Origin of the sequence: Brevundimonas bullata, from assembly GCF_003350205.1 — a bacterium.
In the GTDB taxonomy this organism is placed as follows: domain Bacteria; phylum Pseudomonadota; class Alphaproteobacteria; order Caulobacterales; family Caulobacteraceae; genus Brevundimonas; species Brevundimonas bullata.
The window spans coordinates 1-17157 of the sequence record NZ_QLLC01000026.1 but is presented as its reverse complement, the minus strand read 5'-3'; the positions used below and the strand labels follow the sequence as shown (position 1 = coordinate 17157).

At 67.4% G+C, this 17157-nt stretch carries 18 protein-coding genes and 1 tRNA gene; 12 read left to right on the top strand and 7 right to left on the bottom strand.

All coding sequences use genetic code 11. The features are described 5' to 3' along the window. Positions 1 to 15: 15 nt before the first annotated feature. From plsX to DXK21_RS12270, 5 genes are all read left to right on the top strand, one after another. Positions 16 to 1089, top strand: a complete 1074-nt coding sequence (gene plsX, locus DXK21_RS12290; RefSeq protein WP_114818072.1) for a phosphate acyltransferase PlsX — start codon at positions 16 to 18, stop codon at positions 1087 to 1089. After that, positions 1086 to 2063: a beta-ketoacyl-ACP synthase III gene (locus DXK21_RS12285; RefSeq protein WP_114818071.1), complete on the top strand. Its 978-nt coding sequence runs from the start codon at positions 1086 to 1088 to the stop codon at positions 2061 to 2063. Before plsX ends, DXK21_RS12285 begins: the two co-directional genes overlap by 4 nt. A 72-nt stretch (positions 2064 to 2135) precedes the next feature. Continuing rightward, positions 2136 to 2444 (top strand): integration host factor subunit alpha, encoded by a 309-nt coding sequence (locus DXK21_RS12280; protein ID WP_245945209.1) that lies wholly within the window; start codon positions 2136 to 2138, stop codon positions 2442 to 2444. A 7-nt stretch (positions 2445 to 2451) separates the two neighbouring features. Further along, on the top strand, positions 2452 to 2868 hold the full coding sequence (locus DXK21_RS12275; protein WP_114818069.1) for a MerR family transcriptional regulator: 417 nt from the start codon (positions 2452 to 2454) through the stop codon (positions 2866 to 2868). A gap of 71 nt (positions 2869 to 2939) precedes the next feature. Next, positions 2940 to 3016 (top strand) — tRNA-Pro (locus DXK21_RS12270). A gap of 65 nt (positions 3017 to 3081) precedes the next feature. On the opposite strand, the gene DXK21_RS12265 is transcribed toward DXK21_RS12270, so the two are convergent. Together DXK21_RS12265 and DXK21_RS12260 are read right to left on the bottom strand one after the other, a co-directional pair. After that, positions 3082 to 3288, bottom strand: coding sequence for a DUF2842 domain-containing protein (locus DXK21_RS12265; RefSeq protein ID WP_114818068.1), 207 nt, complete (start codon positions 3286 to 3288; stop codon positions 3082 to 3084). Then, entirely contained in the window at positions 3288 to 3542 is a 255-nt protein-coding gene (locus DXK21_RS12260; RefSeq protein ID WP_114818067.1) for a transglycosylase, read from the bottom strand. The genes DXK21_RS12265 and DXK21_RS12260 overlap by 1 nt, the downstream gene beginning before the upstream one ends. 131 nt (positions 3543 to 3673) lie before the next feature. Here DXK21_RS12260 and DXK21_RS12255 point away from each other — a divergent pair, with 131 nt between their 5' ends. Then, a complete protein-coding gene (locus DXK21_RS12255; RefSeq protein ID WP_114818066.1) occupies positions 3674 to 4741 on the top strand; it encodes a COX15/CtaA family protein in 1068 nt (355 codons plus the stop codon). Here the strand turns inward: DXK21_RS12255 and DXK21_RS12250 are convergent. Next, on the bottom strand, positions 4710 to 6131 hold the full coding sequence (locus DXK21_RS12250) for an alkaline phosphatase PhoX (RefSeq protein WP_114818065.1): 1422 nt from the start codon (positions 6129 to 6131) through the stop codon (positions 4710 to 4712). The two genes, DXK21_RS12255 and DXK21_RS12250, sit on opposite strands and share 32 nt — an antisense overlap. 200 nt (positions 6132 to 6331) lie before the next feature. On the opposite strand from DXK21_RS12250, the gene DXK21_RS12245 reads away from it, so the two are divergent. After that, on the top strand, positions 6332 to 6817 hold the full coding sequence (locus DXK21_RS12245) for a nuclear transport factor 2 family protein (protein WP_245945208.1): 486 nt from the start codon (positions 6332 to 6334) through the stop codon (positions 6815 to 6817). After that, positions 6817 to 7548, top strand: a complete 732-nt coding sequence (gene recO, locus DXK21_RS12240; RefSeq protein ID WP_114818064.1) for a DNA repair protein RecO — start codon at positions 6817 to 6819, stop codon at positions 7546 to 7548. Before DXK21_RS12245 ends, recO begins: the two co-directional genes overlap by 1 nt. Here recO and DXK21_RS12235 read toward each other — a convergent pair whose 3' ends face one another. Further along, positions 7549 to 9276, bottom strand: a complete 1728-nt coding sequence (locus DXK21_RS12235; RefSeq protein WP_114818063.1) for a cytochrome c biogenesis protein DipZ — start codon at positions 9274 to 9276, stop codon at positions 7549 to 7551. It abuts the gene before it with no gap. 65 nt (positions 9277 to 9341) lie between these two features. Beyond that, positions 9342 to 10412 carry an NAD(P)H-dependent flavin oxidoreductase gene (locus DXK21_RS12230; protein ID WP_114818062.1) on the bottom strand — a complete coding sequence of 357 codons (1071 nt, stop codon included), beginning with the start codon at positions 10410 to 10412 and terminating at the stop codon, positions 9342 to 9344. A 113-nt stretch (positions 10413 to 10525) separates the two neighbouring features. Here DXK21_RS12230 and parC point away from each other — a divergent pair, with 113 nt between their 5' ends. The 3 genes from parC to DXK21_RS12215 all read left to right on the top strand — a co-directional run bounded on the left by parC (position 10526) and on the right by DXK21_RS12215 (position 14429). Next, complete coding sequence (gene parC, locus DXK21_RS12225; protein ID WP_114818061.1) at positions 10526 to 12727, top strand: DNA topoisomerase IV subunit A; 2202 nt, start codon at positions 10526 to 10528, stop codon at positions 12725 to 12727. A 103-nt stretch (positions 12728 to 12830) separates the two neighbouring features. After that, entirely contained in the window at positions 12831 to 13400 is a 570-nt protein-coding gene (locus tag DXK21_RS12220) for a LemA family protein (RefSeq protein WP_114818060.1), read from the top strand. Between the two features lie 6 nt (positions 13401 to 13406). Then, the gene (locus DXK21_RS12215) at positions 13407 to 14429 is read left to right on the top strand and encodes a M48 family metallopeptidase (protein WP_114818059.1); all 1023 of its coding nucleotides are present in this window, start codon (positions 13407 to 13409) and stop codon (positions 14427 to 14429) included. 164 nt (positions 14430 to 14593) lie between these two features. Here DXK21_RS12215 and DXK21_RS12210 read toward each other — a convergent pair whose 3' ends face one another. Next, positions 14594 to 15331: an arginyltransferase gene (locus tag DXK21_RS12210; RefSeq protein ID WP_114818058.1), complete on the bottom strand. Its 738-nt coding sequence runs from the start codon at positions 15329 to 15331 to the stop codon at positions 14594 to 14596. 100 nt (positions 15332 to 15431) lie between these two features. Beyond that, a complete protein-coding gene (locus DXK21_RS12205) occupies positions 15432 to 16331 on the bottom strand; it encodes a flagellar motor protein MotB (protein WP_114818057.1) in 900 nt (299 codons plus the stop codon). A gap of 132 nt (positions 16332 to 16463) precedes the next feature. On the opposite strand from DXK21_RS12205, the gene DXK21_RS12200 reads away from it, so the two are divergent. Next, entirely contained in the window at positions 16464 to 16958 is a 495-nt protein-coding gene (locus DXK21_RS12200) for a flavin reductase family protein (RefSeq protein WP_114818056.1), read from the top strand. The last annotated feature ends 199 nt before the right edge of the window (positions 16959 to 17157 follow it).

Genomic DNA, 17157 nt, shown 5'->3' with positions numbered 1-17157 from the left:
GGAGTCCATTTCCACTTGGCATCCCCAACACTGATCTCGCTTGACGCCATGGGCGGGGACCACGGTCCCTCGGTCGTGGTCGGCGGCGTGAAAGACTATCTCTCGCGGCATGACGGCGAGGGCGTGCGTTTCCTGCTGCATGGCGACGAGGCGGCGATTCGCGCCGAGATGGCGCGCTGCGCCCTGACCGACGCCGTCTGCGACGTGCGCCACACCGACAAGGTCGTGGCCATGGACGAAAAGCCGGCCCAGGCCATGCGTCGGGGCAAGGGCTCCAGCCTGTGGAACGCCATCGAGGCGGTGAAGACGGGCGAGGCCAAAGCGGCTGTGTCCGCCGGCAACACCGGCGCCCTGATGGCCATCTCAAAACTGCTGCTGCGCATGGCGGCGCCCGGCCTGGAACGCCCGGCCATCGTCGCCAGCTGGCCAACGACGCGCGGCTATACGGCGGTGCTGGATGTCGGCGCCAACATCGGCAGCGACGCCAAGCAGTTGATCGAATTCGCCATCATGGGCGAGGCCTTCCAGTCGGCGGTGCATGGCGTGGCCAAGCCTACGGTCGGTCTTCTGAACGTCGGCTCCGAGGACATGAAGGGCCACGACGAGGTGCGCGAGGCCCACGCCATCCTGCGCGAGGGCGGCATTCCTTTGAACTATCACGGCTTTGTCGAAGGCGATGACATCGCCAAGGGCACGGTGGACGTGGTCGTCACCGACGGTTTCACCGGCAATATCGCCCTGAAGACCGCCGAAGGCACGGCGCGCTTCATTTCGGGTCTGCTGAAAGAGGCGCTGACCTCGGGGCCGGTCGCCAAGCTGGGCGCCCTGATCGCCATGCCGGCGCTGAAGCGCATGGCCGCCAGGATCGACCCCAACGCCATCAACGGCGGGCCTTTGCTGGGGCTGAACGGAATTGTCGTGAAAAGCCACGGCGGCGCCACGCCGCGCGGCTATGGAAACGCCATCCGCATCGCCGTCGATCTGGCGCGCAGCGACTACATGGCCAAGGTCGGGGCCAACCTGGGACGGCTCGCCGCCCTGGAGCAGCCCGCGCCGGCCGCCGAAACCCTTGGGGAGACCCACCAGTGAGCGTCATCCGTAGCGCCGTGACCGGCGTCGGCTCCTTCCTGCCGGAGAAGGTCGTCACCAACGCCGACCTGGCCAAGTTCGTTGATACCTCTGACGAGTGGATCGTCGAGCGCACCGGCATCCATCAACGCCATCAGGCCCGCGACGACGAGCCGACCAGCGACCTGGCGGTCGAGGCCGCGCGCCGCGCCCTGGCCGACGCCGGCAAGACGGCGGCTGACGTCGACCTGATCATCGTCGCCACCACCACTCCGGATCAGACCTTCCCGGCCACCGCCGCCATCGTTCAGGCCAAGCTGGGCGCGCCGGTCGGCATCGCCTTTGACGTTCAGGCGGTCTGCTCGGGCTTCGTCTACGCCATGAGCGTGGCCGACGGCTTCGTCGCGCGCGGCATGGCCAGGTGCGCCCTGGTCATCGGCGCCGAGGAAATGACCCGCTTGATGGACTGGAACGACCGGACCACCTGCGTCCTGTTCGGCGACGGCGCCGGCGCCTTCGTGCTGGAACCGCGCGAAGGGCAGGGGACCAAGGCTGATCAGGGCGTGCTGGGCTTCGCCCTGCGCTGCGACGGCACGAAGACCGACATGCTCTATGTCGATGGCGGTCCGTCCACGACGGGCACGGTCGGCCATCTGAAAATGCTGGGCAATCAGGTCTTCCGCCACGCGGTCGTCAACATCGCCGAAGCGATTGTCGGTGCGACCGAGGCGGCGGGCGTCGAGATCCCCGAGATCGACTGGTTCGTGCCTCATCAGGCCAACCAGCGCATCATTCGCGGGGTCGGTGAACGTCTGGGGCTGGACGAAAACAAGGTCGTCTCGACCGTGGCCCTGCATGCCAACACCTCGGCGGCGTCCATCCCTCTGGCCATGGATGCGGCCATCAAGGACGGGCGGATCAAGCGCGGCGATCTGGTGGTGATCGAGGCCATGGGCGGCGGTCTGACGTGGGGCGCCTGCGCCTTCCGTCTCTAGATTTGCATTCAGGGCTTTGATTCGGGGCGACTTTGCCCTTCTATGCGTGCGAATTGGCAGCGGAGAGACGCAGTGACGGGACAAGAGACCCTGACCCGGGCGGATTTGTGCGATGCGGTGCATGACGAGGTGGGGCTTTCCCGCCAGGAATGCTCCGGTCTGGTCGAGCGCACGCTCGAACTGGTCGTCGAATCGCTCGAGCGCGGCGAGACAGTCAAACTGTCGGGATTCGGCGTCTTCCAGGTGCGCGAGAAGCGCGCCCGGATGGGCCGCAACCCCAAGACCGGCGAACCGGCGGCGATCAACCCACGTCGGGTGATCAGCTTCCGCGCCTCGCAAATCATGAAGAGCCGGGTCCACGACGCGGTCGTCGAGGACTGAATAGACTGTGGCCAAAAGCCCGAACGCCTTCCGCACCATTTCCGAGGCCGCTGACGAAGTCGGCGCGCAGCAGCACGTGCTGCGCTTCTGGGAAACCAAGCTGGACTTCATCGTCCCGGTGAAGCGCGCGGGCGGCCGTCGTTTCTATCGGCCCGAGGACATCACGGTGCTGAAGGCCGTGCGGCGTCTGCTGCACGACGAGGGGCTGACCATTCGCGGCGTCCAGCGTCTGCACAAGGAGCAGGGGCTGGCCCGTCTGGCCGCCTACGGCGATCCGGCCACGGCGCTGGAGATCGACGCCGACGTGGAGCGTGAACCCGTCGCTTCGGCCGCCGCCGCGCCGTTCGAGGCCGCCCGTTTGGGCGCTGTTTTGGCCGACCTGGAGTCGGCGAAGGCGCGTCTGGACGCTGTTCTGCAGCGCTGAGGCGAACTTGTTGTTCAAAGAGCGTTTTAGGGTTTGCGGACTGCGGAATCGCCCTCTATAGGGAGCGTCTTCGGAGCGTGGCGCAGCCTGGTAGCGCACTTGACTGGGGGTCAAGGGGTCGCAGGTTCGAATCCTGTCGCTCCGACCATTTCCTCAGGGAAATCGGTTGGTTAAAGGGGTCGCTTTCGAGCGGCCCCTTTTGCAATTCCAGCTCTATTTCGCGCCGGGCTCGCGCTCGGCCCAGCGGAGCATCGGGATCAGGGGGATGCCCCAGCCGATGCCTGCGACGGCGAAGAAGATCAGGTCCAGCCACCAGATGTCGGGCAGGCGGTCGTTGATCGACACCGCGCCCCAGACCCAGAAGGTCAGGAACAGCACAACGCCGACCGTGGCGACGAAGCGGCGGGTCCGGGCGCCCATCAGCGCTTGCTCCGGAACAGGAAGAAGGCGACCAGGCAGACCACGGCGGCGATCATCGACCAGACGACCCAGGTCCAGTCGCTGAGCGTGGCCACGGCGAAGACGCGGATGGCCAGGAAGGCGCCACAACCGGCGCCGACGGCGGCGACCAGGATGGTTCCGCCGAGACCCCGGCGGCCGGTCAGCAGGTCGGCGATCCAGGCCAGAACCAGGGCGCCGACGACGGCGATGGCGATATCCGCATATGGCGCCACGGGCGCTCCTTCAGAATGGTGCGACGCCTTGGCGTCGAAAGCGACTCGATCTTGCCGCGCTGGGGGGGCATACCGCCCCGGTCGCCCGACTTGTAAGGCGACAGTGTATCGGGGCGAACGGCAGGCGTCGAATGAAGCGTTTCGTGAATCAGGATCAAAGCCGCGCGGTCGCGCTGTGGCTGTTCTTCAGCGCGGCGATGGTCTTCGCCATGGTGGTGATCGGGGGCGTGACGCGCCTGACGGGCTCGGGTCTGTCGATCACCGAGTGGAAGCCCATCATGGGCGCCATCCCGCCGATGAACGCGGCCGACTGGGCCGAGGCCTTCGACAAGTACAAGGCTATCCCGCAGTACGCCCAGGTCAACGCCGGCATGAGCCTGGGCGAGTTCCAGGGCATCTTCTGGTGGGAGTGGCTGCACCGTCTGTTCGGGCGGCTGATCGGGGTGGTCTTCGCGGTTCCCTTCGTCGTCTTCCTGGTGATGCGGCGGCTGCCTAAGCGGCTGATCGGGCGTTGTCTGATCCTGCTGGGACTGGGCGGGATTCAGGGCCTGATCGGCTGGTGGATGGTGTCCAGCGGCCTGTCGGAGCGGGTCGATGTGGCGCCGGAGCGGCTGGCGACCCACCTGGGTCTGGCGTTTTTGATCTTCGCCGGTCTGATCTGGACCGGGCTGGAGGCCTGGAGCGGATCGGACCATTCGCGGTCGCCGCGCGGCTGGACCTGGGGCGCAGGGCTGCTGCTCGGGGCGATCTTCGTTCAGTGCCTGCTGGGCGGGCTGGTGGCCGGGGCCAAAGCGGGGCTGATCTACACCGACTGGCCGATGATGAATGGGGCGGTCTTCCCGCCGGTGGAGTGGGGCAAGGGGGCGATCGCCTTCCTGCACGATCAGGGACTGGTGCAGTTCAATCACCGCATCGGCGCCTATCTGCTGCTGGCGGGCGGCACGGCCTATGCGATCCACGCCTGGCGCTGGCGGCTGGCCGAGGGGCTGGGACTGTCGGCCTTTGTGCTGGCGGCCTTGCTGTGGCTTCAGGCGGGGCTGGGCATTGTGACGCTGATGCACGCGGTGCCGATCACCCTGGGCGCGCTGCACCAGGCGTTGGCGGCGCTGGTGCTGGGCGCGGCGACGATCAACCTGTGGCTGGTTCGCCGCTCGCGCCCGCGCCTGTTCATGAGCGGACCGCGTTCCACGGGCCTCTGATCGCCAGGGTCAGACCGGGGTACATGATGTTCACGAACAGGACGGCGCCGTCCGGCGAGAACACGGCCCCGGCGAACTCCGAGTTCCCGGTGAAGACGTTGCGAGCGATGGTGTAGAGGCGGCCGTCGGGCGTCACGCCCTTGATATGGTTGCGCACCTCGTCGGAATAGTTGTCCTCGCAGACGATCAGGTGGCCCCAGGGCGCGATGCACAGGTTGTCGCCCATGTTCATGGTGCGCAGGTCGGTGCTTTCGACAAACAGCTGGATGCGGCCGGGGTTGCGGGCTTCGTCCGCGCCGCCTTCGTCGGGGGATGGGACGTAGCGCATGATCTGGCCCCGGCGCAGCGGTCCGCCCGAGGTGGCGGTCAGGTAGAGCTCGTTCTCGCCCCAGAAGACGCCTTCGCCGCGCGCCACCTTGACGGCGCCCGCCGCATGACCGCGATGGCGCAGGTCGCCCGCCGGGTCCTCGACGTCGTCCATGTCGACCCACTCGACCTCGCGCCAGTCGTTGACCGACCAGATGCGGGCCTCGTGGTTGGAACTGTCGGCGCCGGCTTGCCCCTTGAAGGCCATGGCTTGCAGCCGTCCGCCGCGCGCCAACTGGCCCGGAACCGTGGGAATGAAGCGATAGAAGAGGCCGTCGCCCTGATCCTCGGTCAGGTAGGCGATGCCGGTGCGCGGGTCGATGCAGACGGCCTCGTGATCGAAGCGGCCCATGGCTTTCAGCGGCACGGGGTCGACCAGGCCGGTCGCGGCGGCAGGCACTTCGAACACCCAGCCGTGGGCCTTGGTCACGTCGGCGTCGGCGGGGGTCTCGACCGTCTCCTCGCAGGTCAGCCAGCTGCCCCAGGGCGTGTGGCCGCCGCAGCAGTTGGTCGAGGTGCCGATCAGCGACAGGTGCTGACGCACCGTCTGACGGGTTTCGAGGTCGTAGATCAGTGTTGTCGTGCCGCCGGGCAGGGCGCGGCCGTCCTTGTAGGTGTCGTAGGCCTTGGAGGCGTCCAGCAGGCCGAGGCGTTCGTGGTGGAAGCCGCCGGGTCCCATGTTGCGGTGAAGCGCCTTTGACCCCTTCAGCTCGTGGTTGCGCACCAGGGCGACCGTGGTCGGCGTCAGGGGGAAGCAGCCCATGCCGTCCGGCTGGCCGGGGACCAGCAGGCCGTCGTCCATGGTCTCGCCGCTCTGGGAGATGACCTGATAGGAAAACCCTTCCGGCAGGTCGAGCAGGCCGTTGGGGTCGGCCTTCAGCGGGCCGTAGCCCTCGACCTGATTGACGTAGCTTTCTTCGCTCGCCGCCGATTCCCGTCCTTGGGCGTGGACGTTGCGGGCGAAGCCGGCGAAGGCGAAGGCCGCAGCCCCGGTCGAGATCAGTTGGCGGCGTTGCAGGCGCATGGGAGGACTCCGTTTGATGGCCGAGCTTAGACCGTCTGCGGACGACAGGGGCGATACGGTCGTGTGACGGTTGCGTGGCTGCGACGATTTGGGCGGGGCGTTCGGCCTTCTCCCGCAAGGGAAGAAGGAAGCGCGGTCTGCTGTTTGGGGGAGAAGGAAGGTGAGAGGTGCTTTCACCTGTGGGAGAACAGGACTAGAACATGGCCATGATCACCGCCGCTCTGATGATGCTCCAAGTTTTAGCTGCTCCGGTTCAGGCCGCGCCTGTCGCTGAGGCCGAGACCGCCTCGGTGGAGCGCGTGCTGGACGCCATGCACGCCGCGGCCTCGAAGGCCGACGGCGAGGCCTATTTCGCGAGCTTTACGGCGGACGGTCGGTTCATCGGCACGGATGCGACCGAGCGGTGGAGCCTGCCGGACTTCAGGGCCTACGCCATGCCCTATTTCTCGCAAGGCAAGGGCTGGACCTATCGGCCGACCGCGCGGACCGTGACCATCGCACCCGTGGATTGCCGCTGCGTGGCCTGGTTCGACGAGGTGCTGGACAACGACGCCTATGGGACCACGCGCGGGTCGGGCGTGTTGCGGCTGACCGACGACGGCTGGAAGATCGAGCAATATGTCCTCAGCTTCGCCGTGCCGAACGACAGGGCGCGCGCCGTCGTTGATGCGATCAAGGCCGACTGATGGAGGTTCAGGACGACGCCTTTGTCCTGTCGGCGCGGGCGCATGGGGATACCGGGGCCGTGGTCGAACTGCTGACCGAGCGGCACGGACGCCGCGCGGCCTATGTCGCGGGCGGGGCGTCGCGGAAGATGCGGCCCTTCTTGCAGGCGGGGGCGCGGGTGGTGGCCGATCTGAGGTCGCGGACCTCGGACCAGCTGGGATCTGCAAGGCTGGAGCCTGTGGGCGAGGGGCCGGCGGCCCTGTTTGACGATCCTCTGGCCCTGGTCGGCCTGAACGCTGCGGCGGCGGTGGCGCAAGGGGCCTTGCCCGAGCGCGAGCCGCATCCGGGGGCCTTTCTGGCCTTCGAAGCCATGATGGGGGCGTTCGCCTTGCCCGAGGTCTGGCCCGCCATCTTCGTGCGGTTCGAGGCGGGGTTGCTGGAAGACCTGGGCTTTGGTCTGGATCTGTCGCGGTGTCCGGCCACAGGGTCGATGGATGACCTGATCTACGTCAGCCCGCGCACGGGCCGCGCCGTCAGCCGCGAGGCGGGTGCGCCCTATGCCGACAAGCTGCTGAACCTGCCGCCCTTCATGCTGGGCGCGCAGGCGGGGCTGGGCGAAGGCGACGTGAAGGCGGGGCTGGACCTGACCGGGCACTTCCTGGAACAGTTCGTCTTCCACGCCCTGAACAAGCCGCTGCCGCCCGCCCGCGTCTGGATGATCGAGCGGCTGGCCGAGGCCGGACGGCTCTAGTCAGCCGAAGGTGAAGGCGAAGACCTGAACGCCGGGGTCGAGGAACTCGATCTCGAAGGTCCGTTCGCGCGCGCCGCCGGACTGACGCACCAACTGATACAGGCGCTGGCTGTCGATCCGGCCCAGTCCCTGCGCGTCGATGTCCACGCCGGCGTCGGCGCCCGGCGCCTGACCATCGATGCGAACGCGGAAGCGCACGGGCTGCCCCAGGGTGCTCGGCCCCATGACCAGATGCAGGTCGCGGGCCTTGAAACGGAAGGCGAGGCGTCCGCCCGGCGCCTGAAGGTCGGCGTGTTCGGGCCGCACGATCCAGTCGCCGGACAGGCTCCAGTCGTTCAGTTTCAGCGGCGCGGCCGCATAGGTCTTGCGCACGTCAAAGCCGAAGCCGCCGGGCGAGACGAAGTGCTTGGCGCGGGCGTAGCCGACATAGGTTTCGGGTGAGGCGACCTCGGCGGTGGCGGCGGCCTCGGCGCCCTGGGCGCGGACCTGGACCACGGCCTGGTCGACATTGGCGGCGCCGGCCTCTTTCAGCAGTTGCTGGATGACCCGCTCGGAGTGTTCGTAGTCGCCCTCGCCGAAGTGGTGGTAGCGGATGTTTCCCTTGGCATCGATGAAGTAGTGGGCGGGCCAGTAGCGGTTGTCGAAGGCGCGCCAGATGGCGAAGGCGTTGTCCATGGCCACGGGGTAGGTGACGCCGAAGCGGCGCACGGCGTCGCGGACGTTGGCGGGCGACTTCTCGAAGGCGAACTCGGGCGTATGGACGCCGATCACCACCAGGCCCTGTTCGCGGTACTTCTCGGCCCAGGCGCGGACATAGGGGATGGTGCGCACGCAGTTGATGCAGGAGTAGGTCCAGAAATCGACCAGCACGACCTTGCCGCGCAGCTGTTCCGTGGTCAGGGTCGGGCTGTTGATCCACTCGGTCGCGCCGGTCAGGGGCGGCATGGCCCCTTCGATGGGCAGGGCGTTCAGCGGGGCGCGGGCGGCGTTCATGGGCTGGGCGGCGCCGAAGCGGCTGAGCAGGCTCTGTTCGATGCGGTTGGTCCCGCCGCTGGACAGGCGGGTCAGCAGGCCGGTGTCGAGGCCAAGCGCAATGGCCGCGACGCCGATCAGGACCAGAACGCCCAGACCCTTTCGCACCCATTCGCCGACGCCCAGAGACTTCTTCATCGTCTGGAAGACCTTGCCGCCGATCAACAGGGCCAGGGCCAGGGAGGTGGCGGCCCCGGCGGCGTAGGCGGCCAGCAGCAGGGTGGTGCCGGCGCTGGCGCCTTGCAGCGCGGCGCCGGTCAGGATCAGACCCAGGATCGGCCCCGCGCAGGGCGCCCACAGCAGGCCGGTGGCCACGCCCAGCAGGAAGGAGGGCCAGACGCCGCCGCCGGATTGCTGCTCCGCGCTGGCCTTCTCGGTCAGGCGCGAGCCGAGCGCCACCAGAGGTCTGGTCAGCCGGTCCGCCAGCGAGGGCATGATCAGGGTCAGACCCAGCACCGCCATGACGGCGAGCGCGATCCAGCGTCCGACCTGATTGGCCTGCACCGCCCAGCCGCCGCCGACCGCCGCCAACGTCGCCACGCCCGCAAAAGTCAGGGCCATGCCCAGCAGCAGGGGCAGGCCGCTTTTCATGAAAGGCTGGCCCGCGCGGGCGAAGACAAAGGGCAGGACCGGCAGGATGCAGGGGCTGAGAATGGTCAGCGCCCCGGCGAGGTAGGACAGCAGGATCAGGAGCATCGTGTCAGTCCTTTGGCCTCAGACCCTGATGTTACGCAGCCCGGAACGCGTCGGATGGCGTGGAGTTACAAAAGGCTCTGCAGGTCGCGGATGGCGGCGCGGGTTTCCTGCGCCAGAGCCTCGACCAGTTCGGCGGCGGGCAAGGCGCGGGTCAGGGGCGCGGCCTGACCGGCCCATTGCGGGGCGTAGCCGTCGTCGCCCTGTGCGCTGGCGGCGGCGTTCAGCGCCTTGCCGAGGTCGTAGGCGTAGGGATAGCCGGCAGTCAGGGCTTCGTCGGCGCGCTGCATGAAGGCGTTTTCGACGCCGCGCGCGGGGCGGCCCGAGATGACCGGGCTGACCCGGGTGCGTTCGGCGCGCGGGCTGGCGAGCGCCGCGCGATAGGCGGGGTTGGCGGCGGACTCGGGGCAGGAGACGAAGGCGGTGCCCAGCTGCGCGCCTGCTGCGCCCAGCGCCAGCGCGGCTACGATCCCGGCGCCGTCCATGATGCCGCCCGCCGCGATGACCGGGATGTCCAGCTCCCGCGCCAGAAGCCGCGTCAGGGGCAGGGTGGCGAAGCGTGGATCGTCAGCCGGATCGAAGACCCCGCGATGGCCCCCGGCCTCGAAGCCTTGGGCCACCACCATGTCGACGCCCGCCGCCTGGGCCTGTCGGCCTTCCTCCGGCGTGGTGGCGCTGGCGATCAGGAGACAGCCGGCGGATTTCAGGACGGCGATCTTTTCAGGCTGCGGCAGACCGAAATGGAAGCTGACCACGGCGGGCTTCTCGTCCAGCAGGACCGCCAGCTTGGCGTCGTCGGTCAGGAAGCTCTGATAGATTTCCGTCAGCGTCTCGGGCGGGGCGGCGCCGAACTGAGCGAAAAGTGGGCGCAGGCTGTCGATCCAGACGCGGTCGCGCGCCGGATCGGGCGGCGTCGGCGCATGGCAGAACAGGTTCACGTTGAACGGCCGCGTCGTCAGGGCCCTCAGCGCCTGAATCTGACGCCGTCCCTCGACCGCATCGACCGAGGCGATGGAGATGGAGCCCAGCGCCCCGGCGTTCGACACGGCCGCCGCCAGGTTGGGCGTGGAGGTCCCGGCCATCGGGGCCTGAATGATCGGCAGATCGAGGCCCAGGCGGTCGGTGAGGGCGGTCTTCATGGCGGGTTCCTGACCTGTTCGGCGGCGGCGCTCCACAGATAGGCGCGGATCGTCCCCGCGTCAGCCGCAGGCTGCGCTAGACTTTGTCGTTCAGATCACCGATTCGAAAACACATGACCATCCACACCCCGACGCCTGAAGGCGGCCGCATCGTCGAAGAGCCGATGAGCGAGGCGCTGTCGAAGCGCTATCTCGCCTACGCCCTGTCCACGATCACCAACCGGGCCCTGCCCGACGTGCGCGACGGCTTCAAGCCGGTGCACCGCCGCATCATGTACGCCATGCACCAGATGCGGCTGAACCCGCAGGCGGCGGCGCGCAAATGCGCCAAGGTCGTCGGCGAGGTCATGGGCGGCTATCACCCGCACGGCGACGCCTCGATCTATGAGGCCCTGGTCCGTCTGGCCCAGGATTTCGCCCAGCGTTATCCGCTGGTCGACGGACAGGGGAACTTCGGCAACATCGACGGCGATAGCGCCGCGGCCATGCGCTACACCGAGTGCAAGCTGACGCCCGCCGCCGTCCTGTTGCTGGACGGCATCGACCAGGACTCGGTCGACTTCCGCGCCACCTATGACGATCAGGACGAAGAGCCGGTGGTGTTGCCGGCCGGCTTCCCCAACCTGCTGGCCAACGGGTCGTCGGGCATCGCCGTGGGCATGGCGACCTCCATCCCGCCGCACAACGTCGGCGAGCTGATCGACGCCTGTCAGCTGCTGCTGGAGCGTCCCGAGGCGACCACCGAGGAACTGGTGCAGATCGTGCCGGGGCCGGACTTCCCGACCGGCGGGGTGTCGGTCGAGGGCCATGCCTCGATCCTGGACGCCTATGAGACAGGTCGGGGCGGGGTGCGCCTGCGCGCGCGCTGGGAGACCGAGGACCTGGGGCGCGGCGTCTGGCGCATCATCGTCACCGAGATGCCCTATCAGGTGCAGAAGAGCCGCCTGATCGAGGCCCTGGCCGACCTGATCGAGAACAAGAAGGCGCCTCTGCTGGGCGATGTGCGCGACGAGTCGGCGGAAGACATCCGCCTGATCCTGGAGCCCAAGAACCGCACCATCGAGCCTGAAATGCTGATGGAGAGCCTGTTCAAGCTGTCAGATCTGGAGGTGCGCTTCCCGATCAACATGAACGTGCTGGACGCCACGGGCACGCCGCGCGTCATGGGCTTGAAGGACTGCCTGCAAGCCTTCCTGGATCACCGCCGCGTGGTGCTGAACCGCCGGTCGCAATGGCGGATCGAGCGGGTCGAGAAGCGACTGCACCTGTTGGAAGGCCTGCGCATCGTCTTCCTCAACCTGGACGAGGTGATCCGCATCGTTCGCGAGGAGGAGCAGCCGAAGGCGGTCCTGATCGCGCGCTTCGGTCTGAGCGAGCCGCAAGCCGACTACATCCTCGACACCCGCCTGCGTCAGCTGGCGCGGATCGAGGAAATGGCGATCGAAAAAGAATTCAATGCTCTGTCGGAAGAACTTGCGGCGCTGAAGGCGCTGACGTCTTCGGAAGGCAAGCAGTGGAAGGCCATTTCCAAGGAGCTGGAGGTCGTGCGCAAGGCGCTGATCTCGCCGCGTCGAACGACCATCGGCGAGGCGGTGGACGCCTCGGCCTTCGTGGCGCCGGAAGCCTTCATCCCGCGCGAGGCCATTACGGTCATCCTGTCGGAACGCGGCTGGATTCGCGCCGCCAAGGGCAAGGTCGAGGACCCGTCGGAACTGAAGTTCAAGGAGGGCGACAGCCTGGCCTTCCTGGTGCCGACCTTCACCACGGACAAGCTGCTGGTAGGCGCCTCGGACGGACGCATCTTCACCATCGGGGCCGATAAGCTGGCCTCCGGCCGGGGGCACGGCGAACCGCTGCGTCTGATGATCGATCTTGATGAAAAAGCTGAAATTATCAATGTCCTGGCGCACGAACCGAATGCGAAACTTCTGGTCGCATCCAAGGCCGGTTACGGCTTCGTCGCGCCAGAGAACGAGCTTCTGGCGCAGAAGCGCGGCGGCAAGCAGGTGCTGAACGGCGAGATGCTGGCCATGCTGCGCGTGACGGGCGACCACGTCGCGACCATAGGCGAGAACATCAAGGCGCTGATCTTCCCCATCGCCGAACTGCCCGAAATGGGCCGTGGCAAGGGGGTCAAGCTGCAGGGCTACAAGCAGGGCGGTCTGGCCGACGTGGCGGTGTTCAACGCCGAGACGGGGCCGGAATGGGCCGACGGCGGCGGTCGTCGCCGCAACTGGCCTGACTGGAAGGACTGGCTGGGCAAGCGCGCCAGCGCCGGTCGCCAGGGTCCGCGCGGGATGCGCAAGTTCCGTTAATTTCAAGCCCTCTCCCGGCGGGAGAGGGAAGGGTGACGCCGAATTCATTGGTTGCCGGGGCTGCGGCCCCGCATATTCCTCCCGAAATGCTGGAGGAGGCTCAATGATCACCTGGATCATCATCGGCGTCATCGTCGTCGTTCTGCTGTTCGTCGTCGTCGGGGCCTACAACAAGCTTGTGGCGCTGGATCAGGCGGCCAATCAGTCGTTTGCCGACATCGACGTGCAGTTGAAGCAGCGTCAGGATCTGATCCCCAATCTGGTCGAGACGGTGAAGGGCTACGCCACGCACGAGCGCGGCACCCTTGACGCCGTGACCCAGGCTAGAGCCGCCGCCGCCGGGGCGCGCACTGTCGATGAGAAGGTGCAGGCCGAGAACATGCTGACGGGGGCTCTGGGGCGTCTGTTCGCCGTGTCCGAGGCCTACCCGGACCTGAAGGCCAACGCCAACTTCCAGCAGTTGCAGATGGACTTGTCGGACATCGAGAACAAGCTGGCCGCCGCGCGCCGGTTCTTCAACAATGCGGTCAGCGAGTTCAACGCCCTGCGCCGTCAGTTCCCGACTGTCCTGTTCGCCGGCATGTTCGGCTTTGCGTCGGACAAGCCCTTCTTTGATGTGGGCGAGGGTGAACGCGCGGCTCTGAATGCGGCGCCGCCGACGGTGAAGTTCTAAGCCCCAATGGCGGTTTTCGGTCAGGCCGTCGGCCTCAAGACCCACATCTGGCAGAACAACACCCGGTCGGCGATCCTGCTGGCCGGGTTCCCGGTCCTGCTGGTGCTGATCCTGTTCGGCATTCAGGTGCTGATGATGGGGTTTGGTCTGCTGCCCAACTCGGGCGGCGACCTGGGGCAGGATCTGGCGCTGGCGGCGTCCATGCTGGGCTGGACCGTGCCGACGGCCCTGATCGTGGCCGTGATCTGGTTCGTCATCGCCTATTTCGGCAATCAGGTGATGATCGACGCCATGACCGGCGCGAGGAAGGTGGAGCGGCGGGTGGAGCCGGAGCTCTACAACCTGCTGGAAAACCTGGCGATCTCGCGCGGGTTGCGGACGCCGACACTGCGGATCATCGAGAGCCCGTCGCTGAACGCCTATGCGTCAGGGCTGCATGAAGGGAACTACAGCGTCACCGTCACGCGGGGCCTGATGCAAGCCCTGAGCCGCGACGAGATGGAGTGCGTCCTGGCCCATGAACTGACCCACGTCATCAACAAGGACGTGCGGACCATGGTGATCGCCTCGATCTTTGCGGGGATCATCAGCGTGGTCGCCGAACTGGTCTTCCGCAGCCTGTTCTATGTGCGCGGCGGTCGTGGCGGGAACAACAAGAACGCCCTGCCCTTGATCCTGATCGGCCTGGCCATCGGGGTGATCGGCTTCGGCCTGGCGGCGGTCATCCGCATGACCCTGTCGCGGACGCGGGAATATGTGGCCGATGCGGGGGCGGTCGAGCTGACCAAGAACCCGGACGCCATGATCTCGGCGCTGAGGAAGGTGTCGGGCCAGTCGAAGCTGCGGGCGCCGGATGAGCTGCGCGGCATGTTTTTGGACAATACGGCGGACAAGGCGGGCTTCGCTGGCCTTTTCGCCACACACCCGCCGATCGAGAAGCGGATCGTGGCACTGGTGAAGTTCGCCGGCGGGCGAGACGAGGGGCCGACGCCGTCGGTCACGTCGGGGACGGCGGTTCCGACGACCTGAGGCATCTTCTCCCTCCCCTTCATGGGGAGGGTGGTCGCGAAGCGACCGGGTGGGGAGGGCGCGCTGGTCCTGGGTAATGCGCTTGAATAGCCGGGCCGCCCCCACCCGGCTTCGGCCTTCAGCCTCAGCCACCCTCCCCATGAAGGGGAGGGAGAGGCGCGGTGCTAGTCTTCCAGCCGTTCCCAGCCCAGAGGGCGCAGGGCTTCCATCGGGCGGAACCTGGCCTTGTAGTCCATCTTGGGCGAGCCTTGGACCCAGTAGCCGAGATAGACGAAAGGCAGGCCGACCAGGGCGGCCTGGCGCAGGTGATCCATGATGGCGAACTGGCCCAGGCTGCGGCGCTCCAGATCGGGGTCGAAGAAGCTGTAGACCATCGACAGGCCGTCGTGGAGCAGGTCGGTCAGGCAGACGCCGACCAGATCGCCGGGGCCGTCGTTGTCGGCGGGCAGACGGTACTCGATCAGGTGGGTTCGGACCGCCGTATCCTCGACCATCGACACATAGTCGGACCAGCCCATGTCGCTCATGCCGCCGCCGGGATGGCGGGCGGTGAGGTAGCGGCGCAGCAGGTCGAACTGCTCCATCGTCGCCTCGGCCTCGACCAGGTCGCGCGACAGGTCGGCGTTGCGGTTCAGGATCTTGCGCTGGGAGCGGGAGAAGGCGAACTCGCCCACCGGAATACGAACGGAGACGCAGGCGGCGCAGGCCTCGCAGGCGGGGCGATAGGCGATGTTCTGGCTGCGGCGGAAACCCGCCTGGGTCAGGGCGTCGTTGACGTCGGCGCCGTCGCTGAAGGGCAGGTTGGCGAAGACCTTCCGCTCGTACTGACCGGGCAGGTAGGGGCAGGGGGCATTGGCGGTCATGAAGAACCGCAGCTGCCGGGTCGGGAAATGCTGGCTCACGGCCTCAGGTCCGTTTCGGTGCTCGCCGGGCTGATCTTCATGTGCCGATTTGGCGCGCAACCGGGGGATTTCGCAAGCGCCGTGAGAGCGGCGCTTGCGGTCACAGGCTGGTGTCCGTGGGCAGGACCGGCGCCTCACGCAGCAGGACGATGGCGATGCGGCGGTTGCCGGCCAGCGAGGGATCGTCGGGATAGAGGGGGTCGGAGCCCGCCTTGCCCGCGACCGAATAGACCCGGTCGGCGTTCACGCCCGCGCCTTGCAGCGTCAGGCGCGAGGCGTCGGCGCGGGCCGACGACAGCGACCAGTCGCCCGCGCCGCTGGCGCGGCTGGAGCCGGCGACGGCGCTGGTGTGGCCGGTGATGGAGATACGGTTGGGCAGCTGGTTGATGACCTTGGCGATGGCCCGCAGCAGCATCTGGGCGCGCGGGTTGGGGCGCGAGGAGCCGTTTTCGAACATCGAGCGGCCTTCCTGATCGACCAGCTGGATACGCAGACCCTCGGGCGTCTGGTCGATGATCAGCTGTTTCGACAGCTCGGCCAATTCGGGCATGGCCTGCATGGCCTGACGCAGGGATTCGGCGGCGCTGGCGAAGTCGGCGGCCTCGCGCCGGGCGATCTCGGCGCGCAGGGCGGATTCGCTGGCGGCGGACAGGTTGGTGTTCTGGCCGGCCTCTTCGGGCGACTCAGGGGCTTCGGGGGCCAGTTGCTCGACCATGGCCATGGAGCCGGAGCTCTTGGCGCCGTCGTCGCCCAGAGCGGTGCCTCCCAGGATGCCGCCGGAGCCCGAGGTCGAGGCCGAGACGTTGGCCGGGGCGAAATACTCGGCGATGCCGCGCTTCTGCTCCGGGTCCGTCGTGTTGATCAGCCACATCAGCAGGAAGAAGGCCATCATGGCCGTCACGAAGTCGGCGTAGGCGACTTTCCACGCGCCGCCGTGGTGGCCGCCGGCGACCACCTTCTTCACCTTCTTGATGAGGATCGGGCGATCGCTCACGGACATGGGCAGGCCAATCTTAACGTCGTCTGTTAGCCGTGAATCCCACGCTGCCCGTTAAGAAGCGGTTGCGGCGCGAACGTTTCCGGGTGCGACCTTGCCGCGCAGCGACCCACGGCTTAGGTCAGGCCTGTGACCATGACCTCATCTTCTTCCGAATTCGACGCCAAGGCCTATCGCAAGGCGCTGGGCGGTTTCGCCACCGGCGTCTGCGTGGTGACGGCCCATACGGCTGAGGGGCCGCTGGGCATTACGGTGAACAGCTTCACCTCGGTGTCGCTGGACCCGCCGCTGGTGCTGTGGTGCATGGATGTGAAGTCGGATCGCCATGACGCCTTCGCCGGGGCCGAGCGGTTCGCGGTTCATGTCTTGCCGGTCGAGGACCAGGCCATGTCGGACCGCTTCGCCTGGGGCGTCTGCACCCTGTCGGAGGACGAGTTCGAGGTCGGCGATCCCGCTCCGCCGCGCCTGCGAAACGCCGTGACGCGGCTGGACTGCACGACCCACGACCGCATCGTCATGGGGGATCACCTGGTGATCGTTGGCCGGGTGGCGGCGTTCGACACCCATCCAAGCGACGCCCTGACCTATTTCCGTGGCAAGTACGGGCAGGCGGTCGATCCGGGGGCGTGAACATGTCCTTCTCCCCTTGAGGGAGAAGGTGGCTTGCGGAGCAAGACGGATGAGGGTTGCGAGGAAAATCCCTCGCGGCCTCATGGTCTGGTGCCGCGCTGACACCCCTCATCCGAGCCCTGCGGGCCCACCTTCTCCCTCAAGGGAACCGTTGCATTACGGCCCAGCTGTTAGCTTGGGGCGGTGAGGCGGGGCCGCA

Excerpts from the sequence above, each read along its gene's own strand:
- DXK21_RS12265 (WP_114818068.1), bottom strand. The coding sequence starts at position 3,288 with ATGGGCGCCCGGACCCGCCGCTTCGTCGCCACGGTCGGCGTTGTGCTG.
- DXK21_RS12255 (WP_114818066.1), top strand. The coding sequence starts at position 3,674 with ATGAAGCGTTTCGTGAATCAGGATCAAAGCCGCGCGGTCGCGCTGTGG.
- DXK21_RS12250 (WP_114818065.1), bottom strand. The coding sequence starts at position 6,131 with ATGCGCCTGCAACGCCGCCAACTGATCTCGACCGGGGCTGCGGCCTTC.
- DXK21_RS12245 (WP_245945208.1), top strand. The coding sequence starts at position 6,332 with ATGGCCATGATCACCGCCGCTCTGATGATGCTCCAAGTTTTAGCTGCT.
- recO (WP_114818064.1), top strand. The coding sequence starts at position 6,817 with ATGGAGGTTCAGGACGACGCCTTTGTCCTGTCGGCGCGGGCGCATGGG.
- DXK21_RS12235 (WP_114818063.1), bottom strand. The coding sequence starts at position 9,276 with ATGCTCCTGATCCTGCTGTCCTACCTCGCCGGGGCGCTGACCATTCTC.
- DXK21_RS12230 (WP_114818062.1), bottom strand. The coding sequence starts at position 10,412 with ATGAAGACCGCCCTCACCGACCGCCTGGGCCTCGATCTGCCGATCATT.
- parC (WP_114818061.1), top strand. The coding sequence starts at position 10,526 with ATGACCATCCACACCCCGACGCCTGAAGGCGGCCGCATCGTCGAAGAG.
- DXK21_RS12220 (WP_114818060.1), top strand. The coding sequence starts at position 12,831 with ATGATCACCTGGATCATCATCGGCGTCATCGTCGTCGTTCTGCTGTTC.
- DXK21_RS12215 (WP_114818059.1), top strand. The coding sequence starts at position 13,407 with ATGGCGGTTTTCGGTCAGGCCGTCGGCCTCAAGACCCACATCTGGCAG.
- DXK21_RS12205 (WP_114818057.1), bottom strand. The coding sequence starts at position 16,331 with ATGTCCGTGAGCGATCGCCCGATCCTCATCAAGAAGGTGAAGAAGGTG.
- DXK21_RS12200 (WP_114818056.1), top strand. The coding sequence starts at position 16,464 with ATGACCTCATCTTCTTCCGAATTCGACGCCAAGGCCTATCGCAAGGCG.